General features: G+C 57.8%; 25 protein-coding genes. 15 read left to right on the forward strand and 10 right to left on the reverse strand.

Going from position 1 to position 21,981, the window contains the following annotated elements; genetic code table 11:
* Nucleotides 1–18: 18 nt before the first annotated feature.
* The 6 genes from PKC29_04190 to nuoF all read left to right on the forward strand — a co-directional run bounded on the left by PKC29_04190 (nt 19) and on the right by nuoF (nt 5,651).
* Entirely contained in the window at nt 19–699 is a 681-nt protein-coding gene (locus tag PKC29_04190; protein ID HML94614.1) for a hypothetical protein, read from the forward strand.
* Between the two features lie 98 nt (nt 700–797).
* Nucleotides 798–1,028 carry a hypothetical protein gene (locus PKC29_04195; GenBank protein HML94615.1) on the forward strand — a complete coding sequence of 77 codons (231 nt, stop codon included), beginning with the start codon at nt 798–800 and terminating at the stop codon, nt 1,026–1,028.
* Between the two features lie 119 nt (nt 1,029–1,147).
* Nucleotides 1,148–2,062: an alpha/beta fold hydrolase gene (locus tag PKC29_04200; GenBank protein ID HML94616.1), complete on the forward strand. Its 915-nt coding sequence runs from the start codon at nt 1,148–1,150 to the stop codon at nt 2,060–2,062.
* A gap of 38 nt (nt 2,063–2,100) precedes the next feature.
* The gene (locus tag PKC29_04205) at nt 2,101–2,997 is read left to right on the forward strand and encodes an alpha/beta hydrolase (GenBank protein HML94617.1); all 897 of its coding nucleotides are present in this window, start codon (nt 2,101–2,103) and stop codon (nt 2,995–2,997) included.
* 10 nt (nt 2,998–3,007) lie between these two features.
* Complete coding sequence (locus tag PKC29_04210; protein ID HML94618.1) at nt 3,008–4,198, forward strand: FAD-dependent oxidoreductase; 1,191 nt, start codon at nt 3,008–3,010, stop codon at nt 4,196–4,198.
* A 163-nt stretch (nt 4,199–4,361) separates the two neighbouring features.
* Complete coding sequence (gene nuoF / locus PKC29_04215; protein HML94619.1) at nt 4,362–5,651, forward strand: NADH-quinone oxidoreductase subunit NuoF; 1,290 nt, start codon at nt 4,362–4,364, stop codon at nt 5,649–5,651.
* Between the two features lie 131 nt (nt 5,652–5,782).
* On the opposite strand, the gene tatA is transcribed toward nuoF, so the two are convergent.
* Complete coding sequence (tatA, locus tag PKC29_04220) at nt 5,783–6,025, reverse strand: twin-arginine translocase TatA/TatE family subunit (protein ID HML94620.1); 243 nt, start codon at nt 6,023–6,025, stop codon at nt 5,783–5,785.
* A 524-nt stretch (nt 6,026–6,549) separates the two neighbouring features.
* Between tatA and PKC29_04225 the strand changes: the two genes are divergently transcribed.
* Nucleotides 6,550–7,044 carry an MgtC/SapB family protein gene (locus PKC29_04225; GenBank protein ID HML94621.1) on the forward strand — a complete coding sequence of 165 codons (495 nt, stop codon included), beginning with the start codon at nt 6,550–6,552 and terminating at the stop codon, nt 7,042–7,044.
* 114 nt (nt 7,045–7,158) lie between these two features.
* Nucleotides 7,159–7,323: a DUF1328 domain-containing protein gene (locus PKC29_04230; protein ID HML94622.1), complete on the forward strand. Its 165-nt coding sequence runs from the start codon at nt 7,159–7,161 to the stop codon at nt 7,321–7,323.
* A gap of 19 nt (nt 7,324–7,342) precedes the next feature.
* Here the strand turns inward: PKC29_04230 and PKC29_04235 are convergent, their stop codons facing one another.
* The 4 genes from PKC29_04235 to PKC29_04250 form a co-directional block, all read right to left on the reverse strand.
* Nucleotides 7,343–8,665 (reverse strand): NAD(P)/FAD-dependent oxidoreductase, encoded by a 1,323-nt coding sequence (locus PKC29_04235; GenBank protein HML94623.1) that lies wholly within the window; start codon nt 8,663–8,665, stop codon nt 7,343–7,345.
* Between the two features lie 79 nt (nt 8,666–8,744).
* Nucleotides 8,745–10,775, reverse strand: a complete 2,031-nt coding sequence (locus PKC29_04240) for a cation:proton antiporter (protein HML94624.1) — start codon at nt 10,773–10,775, stop codon at nt 8,745–8,747.
* Between the two features lie 269 nt (nt 10,776–11,044).
* Complete coding sequence (locus PKC29_04245; protein ID HML94625.1) at nt 11,045–11,332, reverse strand: hypothetical protein; 288 nt, start codon at nt 11,330–11,332, stop codon at nt 11,045–11,047.
* A 62-nt stretch (nt 11,333–11,394) separates the two neighbouring features.
* Nucleotides 11,395–11,856, reverse strand: a complete 462-nt coding sequence (locus PKC29_04250; GenBank protein HML94626.1) for a CBS domain-containing protein — start codon at nt 11,854–11,856, stop codon at nt 11,395–11,397.
* Between the two features lie 285 nt (nt 11,857–12,141).
* Here PKC29_04250 and PKC29_04255 point away from each other — a divergent pair, with 285 nt between their 5' ends.
* From PKC29_04255 to PKC29_04265, 3 genes are all read left to right on the forward strand, one after another.
* On the forward strand, nt 12,142–12,987 hold the full coding sequence (locus PKC29_04255; protein HML94627.1) for a sulfurtransferase: 846 nt from the start codon (nt 12,142–12,144) through the stop codon (nt 12,985–12,987).
* 76 nt (nt 12,988–13,063) lie between these two features.
* Nucleotides 13,064–13,489, forward strand: coding sequence for a SufE family protein (locus PKC29_04260; GenBank protein ID HML94628.1), 426 nt, complete (start codon nt 13,064–13,066; stop codon nt 13,487–13,489).
* A 49-nt stretch (nt 13,490–13,538) separates the two neighbouring features.
* Nucleotides 13,539–13,946 carry an iron-sulfur cluster assembly scaffold protein gene (locus PKC29_04265; GenBank protein HML94629.1) on the forward strand — a complete coding sequence of 136 codons (408 nt, stop codon included), beginning with the start codon at nt 13,539–13,541 and terminating at the stop codon, nt 13,944–13,946.
* A 38-nt stretch (nt 13,947–13,984) separates the two neighbouring features.
* Here PKC29_04265 and PKC29_04270 read toward each other — a convergent pair whose 3' ends face one another.
* Nucleotides 13,985–14,455, reverse strand: a complete 471-nt coding sequence (locus tag PKC29_04270) for a cyclic nucleotide-binding domain-containing protein (protein HML94630.1) — start codon at nt 14,453–14,455, stop codon at nt 13,985–13,987.
* Nucleotides 14,456–14,644: 189 nt separating this feature from the next.
* Between PKC29_04270 and PKC29_04275 the strand changes: the two genes are divergently transcribed.
* The 4 genes from PKC29_04275 (at nt 14,645) to PKC29_04290 (ending at nt 18,068) form a co-directional block, all read left to right on the forward strand.
* Nucleotides 14,645–14,977: a DUF2007 domain-containing protein gene (locus PKC29_04275; protein ID HML94631.1), complete on the forward strand. Its 333-nt coding sequence runs from the start codon at nt 14,645–14,647 to the stop codon at nt 14,975–14,977.
* A gap of 262 nt (nt 14,978–15,239) precedes the next feature.
* Nucleotides 15,240–16,373 (forward strand): Re/Si-specific NAD(P)(+) transhydrogenase subunit alpha, encoded by a 1,134-nt coding sequence (locus tag PKC29_04280; protein HML94632.1) that lies wholly within the window; start codon nt 15,240–15,242, stop codon nt 16,371–16,373.
* Between the two features lie 19 nt (nt 16,374–16,392).
* Nucleotides 16,393–16,692 (forward strand): NAD(P) transhydrogenase subunit alpha, encoded by a 300-nt coding sequence (locus PKC29_04285; protein HML94633.1) that lies wholly within the window; start codon nt 16,393–16,395, stop codon nt 16,690–16,692.
* Nucleotides 16,689–18,068, forward strand: coding sequence for an NAD(P)(+) transhydrogenase (Re/Si-specific) subunit beta (locus tag PKC29_04290; GenBank protein HML94634.1), 1,380 nt, complete (start codon nt 16,689–16,691; stop codon nt 18,066–18,068). Before PKC29_04285 ends, PKC29_04290 begins: the two co-directional genes overlap by 4 nt.
* Nucleotides 18,069–18,346: 278 nt before the next feature.
* On the opposite strand, the gene PKC29_04295 is transcribed toward PKC29_04290, so the two are convergent.
* From PKC29_04295 to PKC29_04310, 4 genes are all read right to left on the reverse strand, one after another.
* Complete coding sequence (locus tag PKC29_04295; protein HML94635.1) at nt 18,347–18,862, reverse strand: efflux RND transporter permease subunit; 516 nt, start codon at nt 18,860–18,862, stop codon at nt 18,347–18,349.
* Complete coding sequence (locus PKC29_04300) at nt 18,823–19,575, reverse strand: efflux RND transporter permease subunit (GenBank protein HML94636.1); 753 nt, start codon at nt 19,573–19,575, stop codon at nt 18,823–18,825. The genes PKC29_04295 and PKC29_04300 overlap by 40 nt, the downstream gene beginning before the upstream one ends.
* Before the next feature lie 23 nt (nt 19,576–19,598).
* On the reverse strand, nt 19,599–20,552 hold the full coding sequence (locus tag PKC29_04305; GenBank protein HML94637.1) for an amidohydrolase family protein: 954 nt from the start codon (nt 20,550–20,552) through the stop codon (nt 19,599–19,601).
* Between the two features lie 125 nt (nt 20,553–20,677).
* Nucleotides 20,678–21,253, reverse strand: a complete 576-nt coding sequence (locus PKC29_04310) for a hypothetical protein (GenBank protein HML94638.1) — start codon at nt 21,251–21,253, stop codon at nt 20,678–20,680.
* Nucleotides 21,254–21,981: the final 728 nt, after the last annotated feature.

Raw genomic sequence — 21,981 nt, forward strand, 5'->3', positions numbered from 1 at the left:
CAGAGGAGGATGATGGGTATGAGCCACCCTATCCGGACGGGATTATTCGTTTTATCTGCGCTGTTCTTCCTTGCCGCATTGACCGGTGCGCCCGAACCCGCGGTTTCCCGGGACGCAAACGGGGCCGGGGCCGAGGTCGACTTTAACGCCGCCGCCCAGCGCAATTTCTGCGCCGTCAGGTGGACGGAGCAGTACCGGGGCCGGAAGGCCGACATAGAAGTCAGGACACGCGGCGCACATAACGAAGTCGCCGTATTCTACTGCCCCGACTGCAGCCTCTACGACCACTTCGTAAAGCCGTATCTCGAATCGGAATACAGGGGCAAGACAGGTATGATGAGGCTCTCCGAATGCGGTTTCCAGCAGGCGGTGTTCAAGGGTAACCGCGGGACACAGGAAATCGTGATAGACGTTCAGCACGTGTTCCCGAATCCGCGAAGGGCCGTATGCGTCCAGGACTGGAGCATGCGCTACCAGAAAAAATATCCTCAGGTAAAGGTCTCCTCCCGCGGCGAGTTCGACGAATCTATAGTATTCTCGTGCTCGGGATGCACGTCGCAGGAGCGCTTCATTCTCCCGTTTCTCGAAACGGACCACGAAGGGCGGACGGCGATGGACAAGCTCAGGAGCTGCGGCTTTGCCGAAGTCGTTTTCACCAACGCCTCGGGTACGAGCGAGGTCGTAAAAGAGGTGCGCTGAAAACGGCCCCGGGCTTGACAAAATCCCGTCGGCCAATAATTTAATCACATATCCCGGTAAGACCGGGCTCGATATTAATAAACACCGGGGGCTTTGATTTGGACGGCGTCGGCACATTCCCTTTCGGCTGGGTGAGAGAGCCCGGCGGAGAGAACTGGCAGTTAATCTGGGACCAGAAGACGAAGGTCGTTTACGCCGTGGGCGTAAAGTCCGGGGAGGTCCTCCGGATAGGGAAGTCCTCGACGTGGATAGATGCGAAAGCGTTCGCCGACGAGGTCATGGAAAGCCCCGAAAGGTATTTGGCAACGCCGGCGGGCAAGGCTGTGTAACCCGCCCCGGCTTTCCTTTTTGATAACCCGGAACCCTGATATCCATACCTGCGGGCTTGTGTTTGGAGGGGTGTCCGGACCGTCTGCCCGGCTTCCGAGCCCGGCAACAGACCGCGCCTATGCATAGACTTACGAGGTACATGGAGCAGGAGCTCGTGTCCATCCCGTCGGGTAGCGGGAAAGTGGACGGGCTTTATTACTACAGCAAGGGCTCCTCTCACGACTCCCCGGCCGGCAACACCGCAATAATCCACATACACGGCTTTCTCGGGAATTTCCTCGACGGCTCCCAGCGCTTCCTGCCGCCCATACTCGCCGAGAGCGGGTATTCGTCGCTCGCGATAAACACCCGCATGGCCAACTTCGGCCTCTTCTTCGGCTTCGGGATAATCGACGACGTCCTTCCGCAGATAGACGCGGCGGCCGAATACCTTCTCAGGCTCGGCTTCGAGAACATCGTCATTTCGGGATACAGCCTCGGGACGTGCATGGTGCTGAGATACGCCGCCGAAAGGAACGACCCAGAGCGCTACCCGCATCTCAAGGGATTCATCTCCCTCGCGACGCCCTACTCCATGCCCGAATCCATACGCCGCCGCTGGAACAGGTGGGACAGCGAGCCCACGTACGACGAGGTATACCACGAGGCGAAGGAAATCCTGAAGCCCGACCCGTACACGGCGGGCCAGGACCGCACGATACTCATATACAAGGCGCGCGGGAACACGTACCTCCCGTGGCATACCGAAATATATACGTACAAAACGTGGTGGTTCCTCGCCGGCCCCGAGGCCGAAACCGCCAAGGCGCACCTCATGATAGAGAAGGTCAAGCTGCCCATACTCCTCATCCAGGGCTGGCACGACGAAGTCGTAAGGCCCGAGGAAACGCACGACCTCGTCAGCATAGCGCTCGAATCGGGGAACGAAGACGTGTCCGCTTTTTACGTCAACGCCGGGCACACGTTCGAAGGCAGCGAGAGAGAGCTCGGCGAAATCATAGTCAAGTGGCTCGACAAGAGATTTAAAGCCTGAAACGGAAGGGTGTAATGGTTCCGAGACAGAGAAGACTTGTGAGCTTTGAAGCAGAGGACGGATTCCTCATAAACGGGCTCCTCGTGTCCGGCGAGTTCGAATCGGAAAAGGACCTCTACGAAGCGCCGATAGTGCTCGTCGTCCACGGCGTCCTCGGGCATTTCCTTGCGAGGGGCACCCCCCGGCTCCTCCCGAACGCGCTCGTCGATCACGGCTTCAGCTCGTTTTCGATAAACACGCGCATGGCGTTCACCGGGCAGATATTCGGCGGCGGCATATTCGACGAATCGGCCCTCGACGTCGAAGCCGCTGCCAACGTCCTCGCCGAGGAGGGATTCAAGAACATAATCGTCCTCGGGTGGAGCCTCGGCGCGAACATCACCGTCTACTACGCCGTGAGGGGCGCTCACAAAAACGTAAGGGGGCTCATTCTCGAAGGATGCTCGTCCTCGCTCCCGGCGTCTAACAAAAAGCGGCTCGACAAGTGGCAGAGCATTCCGTCCTACGATCACATCTACGAAATCGCGAAGAAGGTCTTAAAGCCCGACCCCATGACGACGGAGAACGACAGGGTGTTCATAGTCTACAGGGCGTGGGGGCCCAACTTCAGCCCGGCCGAGGCCGAGATGTACACCTACAGAACGTGGTGGTTCATGCGGAGCCCCGAGGCGCATAACGCCAAGACGAACGAAATCATATCGAGGGTGAAGCTCCCGGTGCTCTTCATACACGGCGAGCACGACGACGTCGTCGGCCACGACGAGGTCGAGGAGCTCATGGCCATACTCAAAAAAGCGGGCAATAAAAAATCCGAGCTCGTGTACATCCCCGACGCGAAGCACGACTGCATGGAAAATCCGCCCGTAACCCTCGAAGTGCTTAACGGCTGGCTTTCCGGGTTCGACAGGTCCACCGGCAAACGGAAGGCCAAATAGGAAGAGGCTCATGGAATCCGGGTGTGAAATCCTCATCGTCGGCGCGGGCATAACGGGCCTCGCCGCCGCGCGCGAGCTTACTAGGCGCGGCTACCGGGGCATCACGATAATCGAAAAGGAAGCGTCCACCGGCGCACACGCCAGCGGCCGTAACAGCGGCGTCCTCCACGCGGGGATTTACTACGCCGCCGGCTCTAACAGGGCGGCCTACTGCGTTACGGGCGGGCGGCTCATGAAGGAGTTCTGCCGCGAGAAAGGCCTCACGCTCGTCGAGAGCGGCAAGGTCATAGTCCCTGGGAGCCCCGATAAGGACCACCTCCTCGACGAGCTCAAGCGAAGGGCCGACGCCGCCGGGGCGAGGTCCGAGATCATAGGGCGCGGCGAGCTTCTCAGGCTCGAGCCCCACGCCGCCCCGGTCGAAAGGGCTCTCCATTCGCCCGACACGGCCGTAATCGACCCTAAAGAAATCCTCACGGCGCTCGGGGAAGAGCTCGAATCCTCGGGCGTCACCATAAAATTCGGCACGGCCTTTTCCGGGCTGAAGGGCTCCCGAACCGCGGCGACATCAGCCGGGGATATAACCTTCTCGAAACTCATAAACGCCGCCGGGGCGTACGCCGACAGGGTGGCCTCGGCTTTCGGGGTCGGCGGCGAATACAAAACACTCCCCTTCAAAGGCACTTACAAGAAGCTCATCAAACAGAGGGCCTGGCTCGTTAAGGGCAACATCTACCCGGTCCCCGATCTCGGCAATCCCTTCCTCGGGGTCCACTTCACGAAGAGCGCGCACGGCGAGGTCTACATAGGCCCGACGGCTATCCCCGCGTTCGGGAGGGAAGAGTATGGCGTCCTCGACGACCTATCCGCCGAATCGCTTTCCATACTCTTCCGCGACGGGGTGCTCCTCTTCACGAACCCGGATTTCAGAAGGGCGGCGCTTACGGAGATAAAAAAGTACTCGGTGGACGTTCTCATCAAAGAGGCGAGGGGGCTTCTGCCCGGGCTCGCGAAGAGCGACGTCGAGGATACGCCCAAGTGCGGCATACGCCCCCAGCTCGTCGACTGGCGGACGAAGGAGCTCGTAAACGACTTCGTCCTCGTAAGGGACGGCGACTCCCTCCACGTCTTAAACGCCATATCCCCCGCCTTCACCTGCTCGCTTGCCTTCGCGGGCCGCGTCGCGGACGCCCTCCTTGCCTGACGGAAGCGGCGCGCCTTTCACGGTAATTCTTCCCCCGGGCGATTGTCAACGACGGAGGCTGCGGTAATATATCATACTCGGGAGTATCGCGACGGGGGCCTGTTCGTCTCCCGCTCGATCCATATTAAACCGGGGGCAATCCCCGCCGCGAGGTAACAAGCAAATGCCGGAATTGAGAATTATCCGCACATACGCCGATAATCCGGGGCATCCCGACATCGATACGTATCTTTCGGAAGGCGGCTACTCCGCCCTTCCCAAGGCGCTCAAGATGACCCCCGACGAGATAATCGAGGAGGTCAAGAAGTCGGGCCTTAGAGGCAGGGGCGGCGCGGGCTTTCCGACAGGCATAAAGTGGGGATTCATCCAGCGCGATTCCAAAAAGCCGATATATCTCTGCTGTAACGCCGACGAGAGCGAGCCCGGGAGCTTTAAGGACAGGGAGATAATGGAGCAGAGCCCCCACCAGCTCATAGAGGGCATCGCGATCGCCTGCTACGCGATCAACTCGCACAAATCCTACATATACATACGCGGCGAAATGCCCTACGGGGCCAAGGTCCTCAATAACGCTATAAAAGAGGCGTACGAGAAGGGCTTTTTAGGTAAGAACATCCTCGGCTCGGGTTTCGAGCTCGACGTGGTCGTTTTCAGGGGCGCAGGCGCGTATATCTGCGGCGAGGAAACGGGGCTTCTCGAATCCATCGAGGGCAAAAACGGCGAGCCCCGCCCGAAGCCGCCGTTCCCGGCGCAGGTCGGGCTCTTCGGATGCCCGACTATTATCAACAACGTCGAGACCCTCGCGTTCGTGCCTCACATCCTGAACCGCGGCGCGGGCTGGTTCGCCGCCATAGGCACCCCCAAGAACGCGGGCACGAAGATATTCGGGCTCTGCGGCAAGATCAACAAGCCGGGGCTCTACGAGCTTCCGCTCGGCATACCGCTCCGCCAGCTAATCGACGAGTACGGCGGCGGGGTTCCCGGCGGAAGAAAAGTAAAGGCCATATCCCCGGGCGGCTCCTCGGCGGGGATACTCTCGGCCGAAGAGCTCGACATCACGATGGACTTCGATTCTCTCGCGGCCGCCGGCTCTATGCTCGGGACGGCCGGCGTCACGGTCATGGACGACGAGACGTGCATGGTCAGGGTCGCCCAGAACCTCGCCCATTTCTACAGGGACGAGTCCTGCGGTCAGTGCGTTCAATGCAGGGAAGGGACATGGTGGCTCGAAAAGATGCTGACGACCATCGAAGAGGGCAGGGGCAGGATGGAATACATAGACACGCTCCTCGACGCCTGCTCACAGATGAGGGGCACTACGATATGCGCCCTCGCCGACGGCTGCGCGATGCCGGTCGAATCCATTGTCAGGAAGTTCCGCCGCGAGTTCGAGGATCACATAAGGCTCGGCAGGTGCCCCTTCGGACACAAACACATGGGCGACTGGGCGTAGAAGGACGCCGTCCCAAACCACGATAACCGCATTTTAACGAATAAGACGTCACAGTGACGCAGCTCCGCCGGTTCTTTCGGCTGTAAATCTGTATTCCAAGGGGGTTTTACCGGCTGGGTCGAAAGGGAAGATTACTGCTGTGCGCTCTTTTTGCTTTCCGAAGAAGACGGCGGGGTTTCAAGACCGTTGTCGTGCAGCTTCCTCGCGTCGTCCTTCGAAGGAGTGACGTCGATTTCGTCGTCTTTCATGGACTTCCTGAACCCCTTGATCCCCTTTCCAAGCGAGGAGCCCAAGTCTCCCAGCCTGCTTGGCCCAAATATGAGAAGGAGTATGCCGAGTATTATTAAAAGCTCAGTAACGCCGAATTGGCCCATCGTTCTATTACCTCTAGGTATAAGGTACAGATATTCTATCCCGAAGTCAACAAAAAGACTCTCCCCGGCCCGTTCCGCGCCCGGCATCCGTGAAGGCGCTTATACACTGCAAAGCCGGGTGTCTAACCCCCATTTCTCACCAAATATTTCTTGACACCCATGACGCTACCAAACATACTCATTTTTACGGGGGGGTTGATATGGCGGAAGAAAAAGAAGGCGGGCGAAAGCGCCGCACATCCGGCAGACGGGCGGGGACCCTCGCGAACGGCAGCGTCAAGAACGGACGGGGTGCCGGGAAGCCGGCTCCGAAGCCGCATGCGAAAGGCAAAGCCGTCTCACGTGCGAATAAAAGACGGCCGCCGTCCGGGGTAATCGATGCGGTGAAAGGCGTTGTGCGCGAAAGACCGGTGCTCTCCGTCATTGCCGCGTTCGCTGCCGGAATCCTTATCGGCTTCAGTCCCGGCCGCAGGTAACGGGGCCGATTTCCGGGTTGCGGGCCGTGCGGCATCAAGGGGGATATCATGGAGCTTACAGGTATTTTCGAGTACGACCCGGTGGAAGTCAAAGTCCTGGTCCATGTTGTGGTGGCCATGCTCTTGGGCGCGCTCGTAGGGCTCGATCGCGAGTTCGAGGGCAAGCCGGCGGGGCTGAGGACCAACATGCTGGTGGCGGGATCGGCTGCGCTCCTGGTATGGTGCGGGCGCATGGTCGTGCCGTGGTATGGTCTCGGCGAGATGGCGCTCGGGTCCGACCCTCTCCGTATAATCGGCGCGATAATAACAGGCGTCAGCTTCCTCGGCGCGGGCACGATAATAAGAGGCGGCGGGTCCGAAAAGGTCCACGGCCTCACGACCGCCGCGACGCTTCTCTTCGTGGCTTCCGTCGGCATATGCGTCGCTCTTTCGAAGATAGTGATAGCGATAGGCGTCACGGTGCTCGCACTTCTTACCCTCCGGGGTGTAGGGCATGCCGAGGACTTGATCCGCACCATCCGGACGGGCCGCAAAACCCACTGAAATCATTGCCGATTTTGCTATTTTTCCACGGCGATAAATTTCCATCGCAACCGGTTTTCACTTGTGCTAGATTTAGGGAAGCTTTTCAGAAACCCGGATCACGGGGAGTGCATCATGCTTGGATGGGCCGTTACGTTTCTCGTTATTGCAATAGTTGCGGGGATACTCGGATTCGGCGGGATAGCCGGAACTGCGGCGGGGATAGCGAAGATACTGTTTTTCGTCTTCCTGATTATCTTTATAGCCTCCCTGGTACTGGGCAGACGTCCTCCCGCGTGACGCGTGCGTCGCACCCGCGTCACCTCCCGGGACTATCATCGCTCCTCTCCACGAGCGCCTGCGGCGTATCGCCGGTTATAAGCCGAACCCCTCTCTTCCTCGTGAAGTAGTTCCACGCCCACTGGAAGAGGACGAGGACCTTGTTGTCGAATTCTATGAGGTAGCTTATGTGAACGAACGCCCATATGAGCCACGCCGGAAAGCCCGAGATCTTGAGCTTTCCGATGTCGGCCACGGCGGAGTTCCGCCCTATGACCGCGAGGTTCCCCTTGTCGAAATATCTGAAGTCCTTCGTCTCCTTGCCGGCCAGCCTGTCGGCTATGAGCCCCGCGACGTAGCTTCCCTCCTGCATCGCCACCGGTGCCACGCCGGGCAGAGGCGCTCCTCCCTGGTGTGAAAAATTCGCGAGGTCCCCTATGACGAATATATCGGGACGGCCCGGTATGCCGAGGTCGGGGGCCACGATAACCCTGCCCCCGCCGTCGAGCTCGGCCCCGGCCCTCTCTTCGAGCACCTTGCCCAGGAAGGATGCCTTCACCCCCGCCGTCCAGAGGATAGTCCTCGACTGTATCGTCTCGGGAACGCCGTTTCTGAGAATGTAGACCCTGCTCCCGTCTATCTTCGTGACGAGAGTATTCAGCCTTATCGTCACGCCGAGGCTCCTCAGCGATTCCTCCGCCTTTTTCGACAGCTCTTCGGGATAAGCCGGAAGGACGTGATCTTTCCCCTCGACGAGCACAATGCACGTCTGCCGGGTGTCTATATTCCTGAAATCGTTCTTGAGCGTAGTCCGCGCGAGCTCTCCTATGGTGCCCGCGAGCTCCACCCCGGTCGGCCCGGCGCCCACGATGAGGAACGTCATCCACTCGCGCTGGATGTTGGGGTTGGGCTCCCTCTCGGCGGCCTCGAACGAAAGGAGTATCTTGCGCCTCATTTCGAGCGCGTCCTCGACGGTCTTGAGCCCGGGGGCGTCCTTCTCCCATTCGTCGTGCCCGAAGTAATGGTGGTTAGAGCCGGTGGCCACTATAAGCGTGTCGTACGTCAGCCTCCCGTCCTTGAGGACGACTGTCTTCTCGTCCGGCAGTATGTCCGTAACCTCGGCCTGATAGACGTAAGTGTTCTTGTATCTGTTCAGGACCATCCTTAGGGGCGAGGCTATCTCCCCGGGCGAGAGCCACCCTGCGGCGACCTGGTAGAGGAGCGGCTGAAAAAGGTGGAAGTTTCTCTTGTCGACCAGGGTGACCCTTACCCCCAGCTTCGAAAGCCTCTTTGCGGCGTAGAGGCCGCCGAAACCCCCGCCGAGTACGACGACGTGATGATTTTTCTTCGTTCCGGAATCCATGGCAGCCTCCTCGTCGGATAATTTCGTTCCCCTTCCTCGCTCCGGCCTGTCGTGCCTTTCCTGTATAGATGGACCGGGCTCAGTAACCGATAAAATAATTCACACCGTGCTGCTCGGGATAAAGCACTATGAACCCCGTGTCTGAAACGAGCCTCGACAGCGTAGCCGGCACCCTGTCGAGATATTTCTCGTATGATATCGTTCCTTCTCTCGCGCTTATGATCACCAGTAGATCGTCGGCCTCCGATTTCTTCAAAACGCTGAGGAATCCCCTCCAGTAATTTTCCGACGTATACTTCGCCTCTATATCCGGCTTCGACTCCTTCACGGCGGCCTCGAGCCTCTTCATGCATTCTTCGGAGCCCATGAATTCCACTCCGGCCCCGAGCTGCTTCGAAAGTGTCTTTACTACCCTTATCCATCTGTAATACCCGATTTCGTGCTGCGCGTTACGCGGCACTATCACCCTTATGCGCTTCACGGTGTTAAGGGGATGCACGATGTTCGTAACGAGCAGCATCTGCTCCGTCTCTTTGAGCACGTTGTCGAGAACCGAGCCGAATATCTTGTCCCTCGCCGAGAGCCTCGCGTTCCAGCCTATTATGATTTCGGTGATGACGTTTTCCTTGACCGCCCGGAGGATTCCGTTAGCGACGTTGAGGTCTACCCTTGTTACGACCCTGACGTCCGTGTTCGTGGCGGCTGCGTGCTCGACGGCTTTTTCGAGCATCTTGTGGCTCATAAGCACGTTTTCCTTGCTCTCGTGGTCGTCCCTTATAACCTCCAGAGCATATATAGGCTGGTTAGAGCCCGGGGTTTTTATAAGGACGGCCAGGTCTATGAGCCGCTCTATGGTGTCGGGGTTCGATATCGGTACGAGTATCTTCTCAGGCGTCTCGGAAAGGTCCGGCCTCTTCTCGCTTTCGGATATGGCGAGCTCCCGGCCGGCCTTCTCCGTCGCGAAGGAGCTTACGAGACATGTTACGAGTATCATCAGAACCGTGCCGTTGAGCACGTTCTCGTCGAGGATCTCCAGGTTATATCCGACCAGCACGATGGCCAGTGTCGCCGCCGCCCTGGAATTACTGAGCCCGAATATGATGCCCCTTTCCGCCGGTATGTACCCGAAGATTTTCTGTGTCACCCATGCTGCAGCCCATTTGCTCGTCAGGGCCAGGATTATCATCGTTACGGCGACGATGACCGCCTCGAGGCCGTTGAAGATGCCCCTCAAATCCACGAGCATGCCTACCCCTATGAGAAAAACCGGTATGAAGATGGAATTCCCGACGAACTCCGTCCTGTTCATGAGGGGAGATGTATGGGGTATAAGGCTGTTCAGCGCGAGCCCTGCAAGGAACGCGCCGACAATCTCGCCGATGCCCGCGACCTCCGCCAGGAAAGCCCCTGCGAAGGCCATGCCGATCACGAATATGTACTGCGATATGCCGTCGTTTATGTTCTTGAAAAACCACCTGGCGATCTTGGGGAAGCCCCAGAGTACTATAAAGATAAAAACCGCCATCGAAATCCCGAGCCGTATCCAGAACCCTGTGTTTATCTCGCCGACGGCGGAGCCCGCTATCACGGCGAGGACGATGAGGGCCGCCGTGTCGGCGATTATGGTCCCTCCCACGGTTACGTTGACAGCCCTGTTTTTCGACACCCCGAGCCTGTTCACTATCGGATAGGTAATAAGGGTATGGGATGCGAACATGCTCGCGAGCAGTATCGAGTTCGGCAGCGGGAAGCGGAGGAGATAATAGCCCGCCATCGTGCCGAGTATCATCGGGGTCATGAAAGTAATCGCACCGAAAATAACGCTCTTGTTCCGGTTCTTCTTGAAATCCCCCATGTCCACTTCGAGACCCGCGAGAAACATTATGTAAAGGAGTCCGACGGTGCCGAACAGGACTATGCTGCTGTCGCGGAGGAGGACGTTGAAACCGTTGGGGCCGAGTATGACCCCGGCGACTATGAATCCTATCAGCCCAGGGATCCTCATCCTGTTCAGGATGAGCGGGGAAAACAGGATTATGAATAGCATTATGGAGAAAACGATCACCGGGTCGGTGATCGGCAGCGACAGCTTATCACCTAGGCCGTGCATGAGGCCTCCCGGGCGCCCTGAGTGTGCGTCGAGCTGTTATGGACGGGCATCGTGAAATTCTCTCTGCTGTAAGCCGGATTGCGCAATCTGCAACTGCTCCGAAATGGAGCAAAATAGAATTCTATCATGAAATTCCGGGAAACATTATAAGCTTTGAATGAAGGTTGTGGGTGTAATAAACGCCGGTTGCTTGTCTCCGGGGTGTGGAGGTGTCGGTAAAAGCCGCTCCTCCACCCACGCCCCGGCGCGAGGCGCATCCGTACGGACGGCTAAAAGGTTACCGCCGCGAGGACGAAGCTCAGAACGACCATAAAGGCGACAATACACAGCATGACGACCGGGGTCTTCGGGTTATAGCCCCTGTGGGCGTTCGGAACGCTCGATTGAGAAAAACTCTCCCTTCTCTCCATCAGGCCCTTTTTCTCCTGGGGATGCGCTTTCGGCGCATGGGTTTCGGCGGCCTTTTGCCCGGCTTCCACACGCTCTTCGGCTTCTACGCGCTCCTCTACTTCCTCTGCAGCTTCTCTTTCAGCTTCCGGTTCTTTCTCTGTAGTCATTATAACTTTTCCTTTCCGCCTCAAACCGGCGGCTGTTCTGATTTCTGTACGAAAAACGCCCTTTACCGCGAAACAGCGTTTATGTGAGGTCCGAAGGCGTATTCCTGCGCGAGCTTGAGCTGATACTTGAGCTCACCTGTAAGTATCCTTTGCAGGTCGCTCCACGCAAGCATTCCGTGATAATCGCCGTCGGCGTCGAGAATGAAAAGGTGCGATATGCCGTTCGAATTCATGAGGTCGAGGCATTCGTAAAACGACGTTTCGAGCGTTACCGTCCTGAGCTCTACGCTCATGATGTCGGCCACCTTCACTTCGGACGGCCTTCTGCCGAGGGCCACGATCTTCGTGGAAAAATCCGAATGCCCGACGACGCCGACCATCTTGCCTTCTTTCATAACGCCGGTGGTCCTGACCTTGAAATTCCTCAGCTTGAGGGCGGCTACGTCGGCGGTATCTTCGGCATCCACGAAATAAATCCTGTTCCTGACGCCGATGAGGTCTTTAACCTTGAGATCTTCAAGCATGGATGCTTACCCCCCTGATTATCCATTTAAGCCGTAAAGCCTCTAACCCACCTGTATACCATTCTAGCATAAAATCAAATATCAAAGAACCCCCTATTTTCGCCGCGCCCGAAAGAATATCGATAACCCCGTCGGCAAGCAAATAAAGGGGGCCGGGCGGCCCGGCGCCCCCTCTTACTTGAATTAAGCAAACCGTACCAATACAATAACTACATTCAGTATAAATAAACTGCAGGATATTCATTATTAACAAATCCTATATCCCACACAACAGGAGGATTTAGCATGGCGGAATATGTACATCCGGAGGCATTGGTCAGCACCGAATGGGTGGCGGATCATCAGAAAGACCCGTCGGTTCGCATCGTCGAATCCGACGAAGACGTGCTCCTTTACGATACCGGCCACATCGAAGGCGCCGTAAAGATAGACTGGCAGGCGGACCTTCAGGACCAGATCGTAAGGGATTATATAGACAAGGAGAGGTTCGAGGAGCTCCTTTCCGACAACGGTATCGCGAACGACACCACGGTTGTCTTCTACGGAGACAAGAACAACTGGTGGGCGTGCTACGCGTTCTGGGTATTCAAGCTGTTCGGCCACGAGAAGTGCGTCATCATGAACGGCGGCAGGCAGAAATGGGTCGAAGAGGGGAGGGCCCTCACGAAAGAAGTGCCTTCCTATCCGAAGACGTCGTACAAATCCCCCGGCGTCGACGAGTCCATACGCGCGTTCAGGCAGGACGTCATAAAGCACCTCGAAGGGAAGAACCCTCTCATAGACGTCCGCTCCCCGAAGGAGTTTACGGGCGAGCTACTTCACATGGAGGCATATCCCCAGGAGGGCGCGCTCAGGGGCGGTCACATCCCCGGGGCCGAGAACGTTCCCTGGGCTACCGCCGCGAGGGAAGACGGCACCTTCAAATCGGCCGACGAGCTTCGCGCGATATACGTCGAAGACAAAGGTCTTAAAGAAGGGGACGATGTAATTGCGTACTGCAGGATCGGCGAGCGCTCGTCTCACACGTGGTTCGTTCTTACCTACCTTCTCGGGTTCGACAAGGTCAGGAACTACGACGGCTCCTGGACCGAGTGGGGCAACCTCGTCAGGGCGCCGATCGAGAAGCCCTAGGCTTGATTCTTATAACCGGCGTCCGCCCACAGCGCTCAGGGGGGAGCTGTGAGGGCGGTCCGGTAAAGTGGAGATCATGAGCAGACTACAAGACATTATAGAGCTTTTCAGCGAGGCGGATTACCAGGCGACCCTCGCCATGCTGCTGGATTATTCCGAGAACCTGCCTCCCCTTCCCGGGGAGTTCCAGGATGCGAGGGACGCGGGCTTCAACAGGGTCACCGAATGCGAAACCCCGGTTTTCGTTTTCGTGGACGTAAAGAACGGGAACGTGGAGATTCATGCGGACGTGGCCCGCGAATCACCGACGGTGAGAGGGTTCGTATCCCTTCTCGTTGATGCTTTCAACGGCGCTCCGGCAAGGGACGTGATAGAGGCGCCCGATACCCTTATACACATGCTCAAGCTCGACAGCAAGCTCGGCACACGGCGCATGTACGGCCTCAGCGCTGTTTACAACCGCATAAAAAACGAAGTAAGAAAGGCGAACGGAGAGGCGTAGCTTCATTCGCCGGCCCTCCGGGGCCGGACGTGAGCGATAAGGAAACAGCATGACTCACGAAAAGGTGATGGAGCTCATCCTCGACCACTGCAACCATCCCCGGAACTACGGGGAGATCGAAGACGCTCCCATAGTTTGCAGCGGCGGTAACAACGGCTGCGGCGACCTTATCTCGGTTTACCTCGACGCCGGGCCCGACGGCGCTGTAAGGCGCATAAGTTTTACAGGCGAGGGATGCATGGTAAGCCGAGCCGGCGCTTCCATAGCCCTCGAAATGGCCGAGCGGATGACGGTCCCCGAGATAGAAGCGATGCCCGCCGGGCTTCTGGAAGAAGCGCTCGGCAAAAGGCTCACGCTGACGCGGCACGGCTGCGTTCATCTCGGGTTCAACACCCTGAAAGCCGCTGTCGAGATCTGGCGGCGGAGGCTCCTCGAACAAGCCGCCCGGCCGGAGTGATCCGGGGTAGGGGCGAAAAACCGCCCGCCGGTCTTATCTCACTGCTTGGGTTTTACGACATACATGTTGGGGTTCTGAAGGCGCACGGCCTGGAGCCTCTGCTGTATGATGTAGGCGAAGCGCTTCAGGAGCTCGTAGCCGAGGTCGTGGTCCTCGTCGCACTTCGTGCGTATGAAGTTGCCGTCCAGAATGACCGCCTTCGTCGGCGCTACGACCTTGGCGTCGAAATGGCACAGGTACGGCGGGAAGAGCCACGCCCACCCGAGCACGTCGCCCTCGCCTATCATCTGTATGGTTATCGGGTCCCTGTCCGGGGCGAGCCGCGTTTCGAGGGCGACGATACCTTCCTGTATTATGTAGAGCTTCTCGGATTTGTCGCCTTCGTGTAAAATGAACTCCCCTTCCTTGAATTCGGCGTTGTAGGCCTTGTTGACTATCATGTCGAGGTACCTCTTTTCGAGCCCTTTAAAGCAGTAGTGCTCTCCCAGTACCGATTCCAGTGTCTGCATGTGATTTTTCTCCCGGTTTACTCCGATAATTATATCATTATATCGGGGCCGGCGTACAGGTGTCGTGTTATCTCCGCGGGCCCGGCGCAGGTGTTTCCGGGGCGTCCGGACGCCGCTCGAATATAAATTTTCACGCCCCGTTTTTCCCGTGTATATACCCCGGCCCTTTCCGCGTGTTATTATTGAAACATGAAGAAGCTCTATACCCCGGGCGACGAATCCGAGCTCGTATTCTTAAAGAGCGTGTTCGAGGCCGAGGGTATCCCGTTCGTCGTCCTTAACGATCACTTCGGCTCACTCTACTCGGGCATCTACGTCGGCCGCTTCAACGCCAAAACCATAATGGTCCCCGACGACGTCTTCGAAGACGCCCGCGAGCTCATCCTTAGCGTAAGGGAGGACGCCGCGTTCGAGGACGAGCCCCGGGGCGGCGGACATGAAGACGGGACGGGAATTCTGGATGCCGCCCTCCGGGCGCTCGCCCGCTTGTTCGGCGGCCAAAAAAACAAAGACGAAAGCTGAATCCCCGTGAACCGGCGCTCCAGGCGGCCAGGCCGCGCGGAATTTAATTATTTAGGTGTCCTAAACTTGACTGATCGAAAATTATTACTAGAATCATAAGCACTCGCGGCTAAAGAGGTAGTTTCGCAGTCCCGGAACGGTGGATTCCTGCACCGCGGCCTCCGGGAGTAATTGGCCTTTCCCGCCGCGCGCCGGCGCGGTTGACGGTCACGGAAAGGTTTGTTAAAATCAAAAACTCGATTTTTTTCAGGTGGTGATAATAGTGCTCGTTGGAATCATAAAAGAAACCCTGGAAGGAGAGCGGAGGATAGCGGCCGTACCCGAAACCATTTCCAAAATGGTCAAGTCCGGTATGGAAGTACTCGTGGAGACGGGCGCCGGGAACGAATCCTTTATAAGCGACGCCGACTTCGAGGTTGCAGGAGCGAAGATCGCCCCCGACGCGGCTTCGGTTCTCTCCCAATCTGATCTCATCCTCAAGGTCAACAAGCCGACGGTCGAAGAGGTAAATAACATTAAGGAAGGGGCGGTTCTTATTTCCTTCCTTCAGCCGTTCTCGAGCCCTGAAGTAATAAAGGCCCTGGCGGCGCGCAAGGTCGCCGCCCTCTCGATGGAGATGGTGCCGAGGATAACCCGCGCCCAGAGAATAGACGCCCTTTCCACCATGAGCACGGTCGCCGGCTACAAAGTGGTTCTGCTCGCCGCCTCCGCGTGCGGCAGGTTCATGCCCATGCTGGCTACGGCCGCCGGGACGATACCGCCCGCGAAAGCCATGATCATAGGCGTCGGCGTCGCGGGGCTCCAGGCCATAGCCACGATCAAGCGCCTCGGCGCGGTGGTCACGGCGTTCGACGTCCGCCCCGCCGCGGGCGAGCAGGCAAAGAGCCTCGGGGCCGAGTTCGTTTCGCTCGAAGTCCCGCACGACCAGGCCGAGGACACGGGCGGTTATGCCAGGGAGATGTCCGCAGATTTCTACAAAAAAGAGCAGGATATATTGAGGAATCATATCAAGGACGCCGACGTCGTCATAACGACGGCCCTCATCCCGGGCAAGCGCGCCCCCCTCCTCATAACCGAGGAAATGGTAAAGGAGATGAAGCCCGGCTCGGTCATCGTCGACATGGCCGTCGAGCAGGGAGGCAACTGCGAGCTGTCCGAGGCCGGCAAGGACGTTTTAAGGCACGGCGTCGCCATAATCGGGCAGGTCAACATACCGAGCACCATGCCCGTGCACGCGAGCCTCCTCTACGCGCGGAACCTCCTCGCATTCGTCAATCTCGTTTCACCCGATGGAAAATCGATGAACATAGACCTCTCCGACGATGTAATAATCGGATCGCTCATAACGCATAACGGAGAGATAGTGCATCCGGCTATAAAAGATGCAGTGAAATAAACAAAGGAGATGAAGTGATATGCAAGGAGACCTTTTAGTCGCAGGGCTTTACATATTTATACTCGCTGCATTTCTCGGGTTTCAGGTTATATCCCGAGTTCCCCCGCTTCTCCACACCCCTTTGATGTCCGCGACGAACGCCATATCGGCGATCATCGTCGTAGCCGCGATACTCATCACCGGGGCCGACTACGGCCCTGTCGTGACGGTCCTCGGAACCATAGCCGTCGCCTGCGCGATGTGTAACGTCGTGGGCGGGTTCCTGATAACGGAGCGCATGCTCAAAATGTTCAAAAAGGGAGACGAGGATAAAAGATGACGAGCCTATTCACCAACGTAATTTATCTGATATCAGCTGTCCTTTTTATCCTCGGACTGAAAGGGCTTAACTCTCCCGAGACGGCCCGTAAAGGTCAGAGGTACGCGGCGCTCGGTATGGCGATGGCCATAATCGGCACCCTCGTTCAGCAGAACGTCGTAAGCTACGAGTGGATAATAGTCGGTATGATAATCGGCTCCCTGGTCGGTATAGCGATAGCCGCCTGGACGCCGATGACCAAGATGCCCGAGCGAACCGCGCTGTCGCACGCGTTCGGCGCTCTGGCGGCCGCCCTCGTCGGTATCGCCGAGTACTATCACGGCCACGACCTCAACACGGTCAGGATGACGGCCATAGGCTCCGAAGTCATGCTCGGAAGCCTCACGTTCACCGGCAGTATGATGGCCTTCGGCAAGCTCCAGGGCATACTCCCCGGCGCCCCGTGGACGTATAAAGGCCAGAACATCTTCAACGTATCGCTCCTTCTGGTCATACTTCTCATCGTTATAACCCTTATATTCTATCCGTCGGCGAGCTTCCTCTTTTATATCGGCCTGATACTCGCGCTCACTTTCGGCGTCATGCTCATCCTGCCGATCGGCGCGGCCGACATGCCGACGGTCATATCTATTCTGAACTCTTACGCCGGTATCTCGGCGGCGCTCCTCGGATTCGCCCTCGACAACAAGATCCTCATAATAGCGGGCGCTATAGACGGCGCCTCGGGCTTCATTCTTTCGATCATAATGTGCAGGGCGATGAACAGGTCGTTCACGAACGTCCTCTTCGGGGCCTTCGGCAAGGTCGAGGAATCGGGCGCCGCCGCCGAGGAAGAGGGGGCGAAGTCCCAGACCGTCCGGTCGCTTACCCCCGAAGAAGCCGCCAAGGAGTTCAACGGGGTTAAAAGCGTGATAGTCGTCCCCGGCTACGGCATGGCGGCCGCCCAGGCCCAGCACAGCGTAAGGGAGCTGGCCGAGATTCTAAGGTCGCGCGGGACTACCGTAAGATACGCTATACACCCCGTCGCGGGCAGGATGCCGGGCCACATGAACGTCCTCCTTGCCGAGGCCAACGTCCCCTACGACGTCATGCTCGACATGGACGATATCAACCCCGACTTCCCCGAGGCCGACATAGCCCTCGTGATCGGCGCTAACGACGTCACGAACCCGGCCGCGAGGCACGATAAGGCGAGCCCGATCTACGGCATGCCGATACTCGACGTCGACAAGGCGAAAAAGGTCTTCGTGATAAAACGAAGCATGAACCCCGGGTTCGCCGGCATCGAAAACGAGCTCTACTTCAACGAAAACACCTACATGGTTTTTGGGGATGCCAAGACTGTCGTAAGCAATATAGTCAAGGGGCTCGGCTAAAGCCGCACCTCCTTAAAAGTGACACCGACCGGCGGGCGGTCCCACACGGGGCTGTCCGCCTTTTTTTTGCCCGACAGCCTTCGAATTTGCCGCCGCGGCGCCGGCTCGTCCGTCCTGATTTATTTCTTCATTTCAACTTTACTTTCAAAAACGCACTATAATTATGCGCATGGGAAGGACGGACGTCAGGGGCGGGGTGTCCTGGGAGAGGAGCGGCGGCTACGTCGTCTGCTCCTGCGGCGTGGTTTGCGTGAGGCCGGGGTGGTTCGAAAGGGCGGTTAATTCCTTCTACGGCAGGAAGCACGTCTGCTGCATATGCTCCGGGGAAACCTCCCCGTGTATAAACTGCAGGAAGATGCGGAAAAGGGAGCAGGACAGCGATAATTGCGCGGTCGGCACAAGGGCTTCGCTGACGGTTCGCTAATTACGGCCTGCCGGTCGTTCCCCCACTTTATTATCCCGAGATCGAGCACGAATACGGCGTAGAAGACGGGCACGAGCACGAGCTCTATGACCGTCGCAAGGGCAAGCCCGCCGATCTGTGCGTAACAGAGCGGCTGCCAAAGGGGGCCTCCGTCTATCGCGAGCGGGAAGAGGGCGAGTATCGTCGCCCCTACGGTTATGAGCACGGGTCTCAGCCTCTCTATACCGGCGTCGAGCAGCGACTCTACCAACGGTTCCCCTTCCTCGTGCTTCACCTCTATAAAATCGAACAGGACAATTACGCGGCTTACTATCACACCCGCGAGTCTCGCTATACCGAGGCAGGCCATGAAGCCGAAGACCTCTCCCATGACCAGGGGCGCAACGAGCGAGCCGACCACGCTGTAAGGCACGGCGGCGCCAGGACGAGGAAGGGCTTGACGGCGCTCCCGAACTGCAGCACGAGCGCGAGGAATATGGCGGTTATTGAGATGAGCAGAACCATTGATAGGTTACGGAAGCCCTGCCGCTGTTTGGCTTTTTCCCCGGCCCGCACGATACCGTAGCCGGGCGGAAGAGATTCGATGAATGCGCTTATTTCCTTATCGGTTTTATTCAAGATCGTTGACGGAAGCTCACCGGGAGCCTGGAACGCAATTAGGGAAATCGTCCTGAAATGGTTCAGTCTCCTGACTCTGGGTGTCTCGAGTCCGTGTGTTACGCTCGACAGTTCGAGGAGGGGCACCTTTGCGTAGTTCGTAGAGCCGTAAACGTAGAGACTGTTCAAATCGGGAAGCTGCGCCCTCTCGCCGATCTGGAGCCCGGCCACTACAGGGATGCTCTCGTCCCCTTCGATATACGTCGTAAGCTCGGCCCGGCTCAGGCCCGCGGCGGCCGACGTCGCCACGTCCTTGTTCGTAATGCCGGACGGATTAGCACGATCCGGGTCCACCTCCAGCCTCACCCGGAAGCTGTCCTCGGACCAGTCGTTTCTTACATAAGCGGTCTCGGGAACCTTCCTGAGTTTTTCCTGTAACTCCCCGGCCCTCTCTTTCCGCTCTGTTGCGCTCGCGCCGGATCGTATGGTGGCCCTGATACCGGCGCCGCCTACAGGCGCAGCAGCCGTTCGGCATTCCCATGACAGACCTTCGCACGTACCTCCTCGCTTATCGGCGCGGACTCGATGAAATCCGAGGCGATCTGCGGGTCCTCATAGGGATAGTCGACCGAGAACATCACGCTGTCTTCGCCCAAGGCTCGAACAGCCTCGACGAGCGGTCCCGCGTCGCAGACGCCCGAGGTGGTGATGGCGATGTTACGCTTGATGATCGTCGACGGCAAAGCGTCCGGCGCGAGCTTCTCACCAAGGTCGAACGCCCTCCTGCTGTCGAAGCGCCAGAGAAGGAAGGGCAGGGTCTCGCCCATGTGGCCGAGAATGACCCTGAGCTTGGGAAAACGCGTGAATGTTCCTCCGAAGACGAGTCGCAACGCATGGGCTGCGGTCTCCGCGGTCCATGCCCAGGTCGGGCCGTCCAGCTCGGGACGATGGGCAAACATTGCCGGATGGTCTGCCATACTCCCGGGATGCAAATAGACCGGGACATCCAATTCCTGCACGCGCTCCCAGAAGGGGATGTACTGGTCTTCATCGAGATAGTGCCCATTGGTCTGGCCGTTGATGAGCGCACCTTTGAAGCCGAGATCCTTGACCGAGCGCTCAAGCTCCGCGGCGGCTGCCGCGGCGTCTTGCATCGCGAGATGAGCGAAGCCGGCGTACCGATCCGGACGTCTCTGCACCTCACGCGCCAGGAAGTCATTGGCGTTGCGCGCGAGCCGGACCGCCGTCCCTGCGTCGGGTTCGCCCTGTACACCGGGCGTGGTGACCGAGAGAACCATCACGTCTACAGCCGCCTTGTCCATCGCCTCGAGCCGCAGCTCGTCGAAATCGGCGAGGCGACGTTCGACATCGGCAAAGAGCAAGTCACTCTGCGTCGGTCTTGCGACGTATTTCTTGGCAAGCTCGGGCGTCGTAAAATGCTCTTCAAGCGCAATCTTGCGCATGGTTGCCTATCTCCCTGGCGGCTTTCGCTGTATGCTCCGCTCTTAAGCCGTAGCAGCGCGCTCCTCGCTGGTGATGGAGCGTGGCCGCGCGGTGCGGCGGCGCAATAATTCCATGGCGGCGAGGATTACGGCGTGGAGCTCGGGCAGGAGTTTACCGGCGACTTCTCGATCTTCAGCTCCTTCATCATGAATTCGCCGTTGTTCTTCGCGTCGCTTAGCAGGGCTCCCGACCAATAGCCAGTCTTGCACGTCGCCGTGTCGCAATTGCCGCCGGCGGTCTGCCATTCGCCCGTGCGCACCACGTCACAGACGCAAATCGCTTTCTTGGGATTGGCCGGATCGACGGTGCAGATCTTGTTGAGGCATTGCGCCCAGGGCGTGCCGCTCTCGCACTTCATTGCCTTCATGCCTTGCTCGAACTGCGTTAGCATGAACTGGGAATACACGGTGCGAACGCCGTCGGCGTTGGAGCTTGGTTTGACTGTGTCGCACTCGACGGTGGCGAGGTTCGGACCCTCCTGCACGTCGCAGACGCAGATTGCGGCCTTCGGGTTGCCCGGCTGCGGGATGCAGGGCGCCGACGTGCAGAGCGCGAATTGCTGGTTGCAAAGATAATTCTTCGCCGCCGCCGGCTGCGCGCCGCCGAAAGCGGCGACCATGACGGCAGCCGCGAGCCCGACCCACGACATCACTAATCTCATGAAAGCCCCCTGCGCGATACATCTTCTTGTTTTCCGTCGTATCACCGGTCGTTTCTCTATTGTGCCCGCCCGCGAGCTAAATCGCGAGCTAAATATAGGCTTGGAAATGACGAGTGTCAAGCGATTGGCGATCCTCAGGTCCGACCATTCGGAACCCATGTTTAACTCGGAGTATTTACGGCTTATGGCTTAAGCTCGCGGGAGACTCTGTCGCGGTGGTCGATCCTGCGAATTGACCCTCCCTTCCTGTATGCCCCGCACGCGGCCGTCCGCCCCTTTTAAAGAATCCTGAAAGGATGGCGAAGGTCAGAATCAATAACAGGGGCTTGCAGACCGTGGTCAGGCGGCCGCGCGAGACTGTTGATATAAGTTTGTACGGTCTCAACTAATCCTCCTTTAAAAAACCCGGTAATAAATATGATGCCCGGATTCTGCAAAGCTGAATCCGGTAAAGGGTTCTTTTATATAAATGAGAGTATAAAATTAAATATCGGCGTGTATGTCAATGCACGGCGGGTCGGGATTTATATTAAGGCATTATTAACAGCGGCTTAAAAACAGGTACAATAGTAAAATAAGGGTCTGGGAAGCGCATGCGCATTGCAAAGGGGTTTCATTGTGCAGTGCACAATAAACTGGTACTATCGTCTAATCAGCAAAGTTTCCGTATTTATAAAATATCTAATAAATACGGCCTAGTTCCCTTGTTTTAGTTGATTTGTGAGGTT

Source organism: Thermodesulfobacteriota bacterium, assembly GCA_035325995.1.
GTDB lineage: Bacteria > Desulfobacterota_D > UBA1144 > Nemesobacterales > UBA2774 > JADLGH01.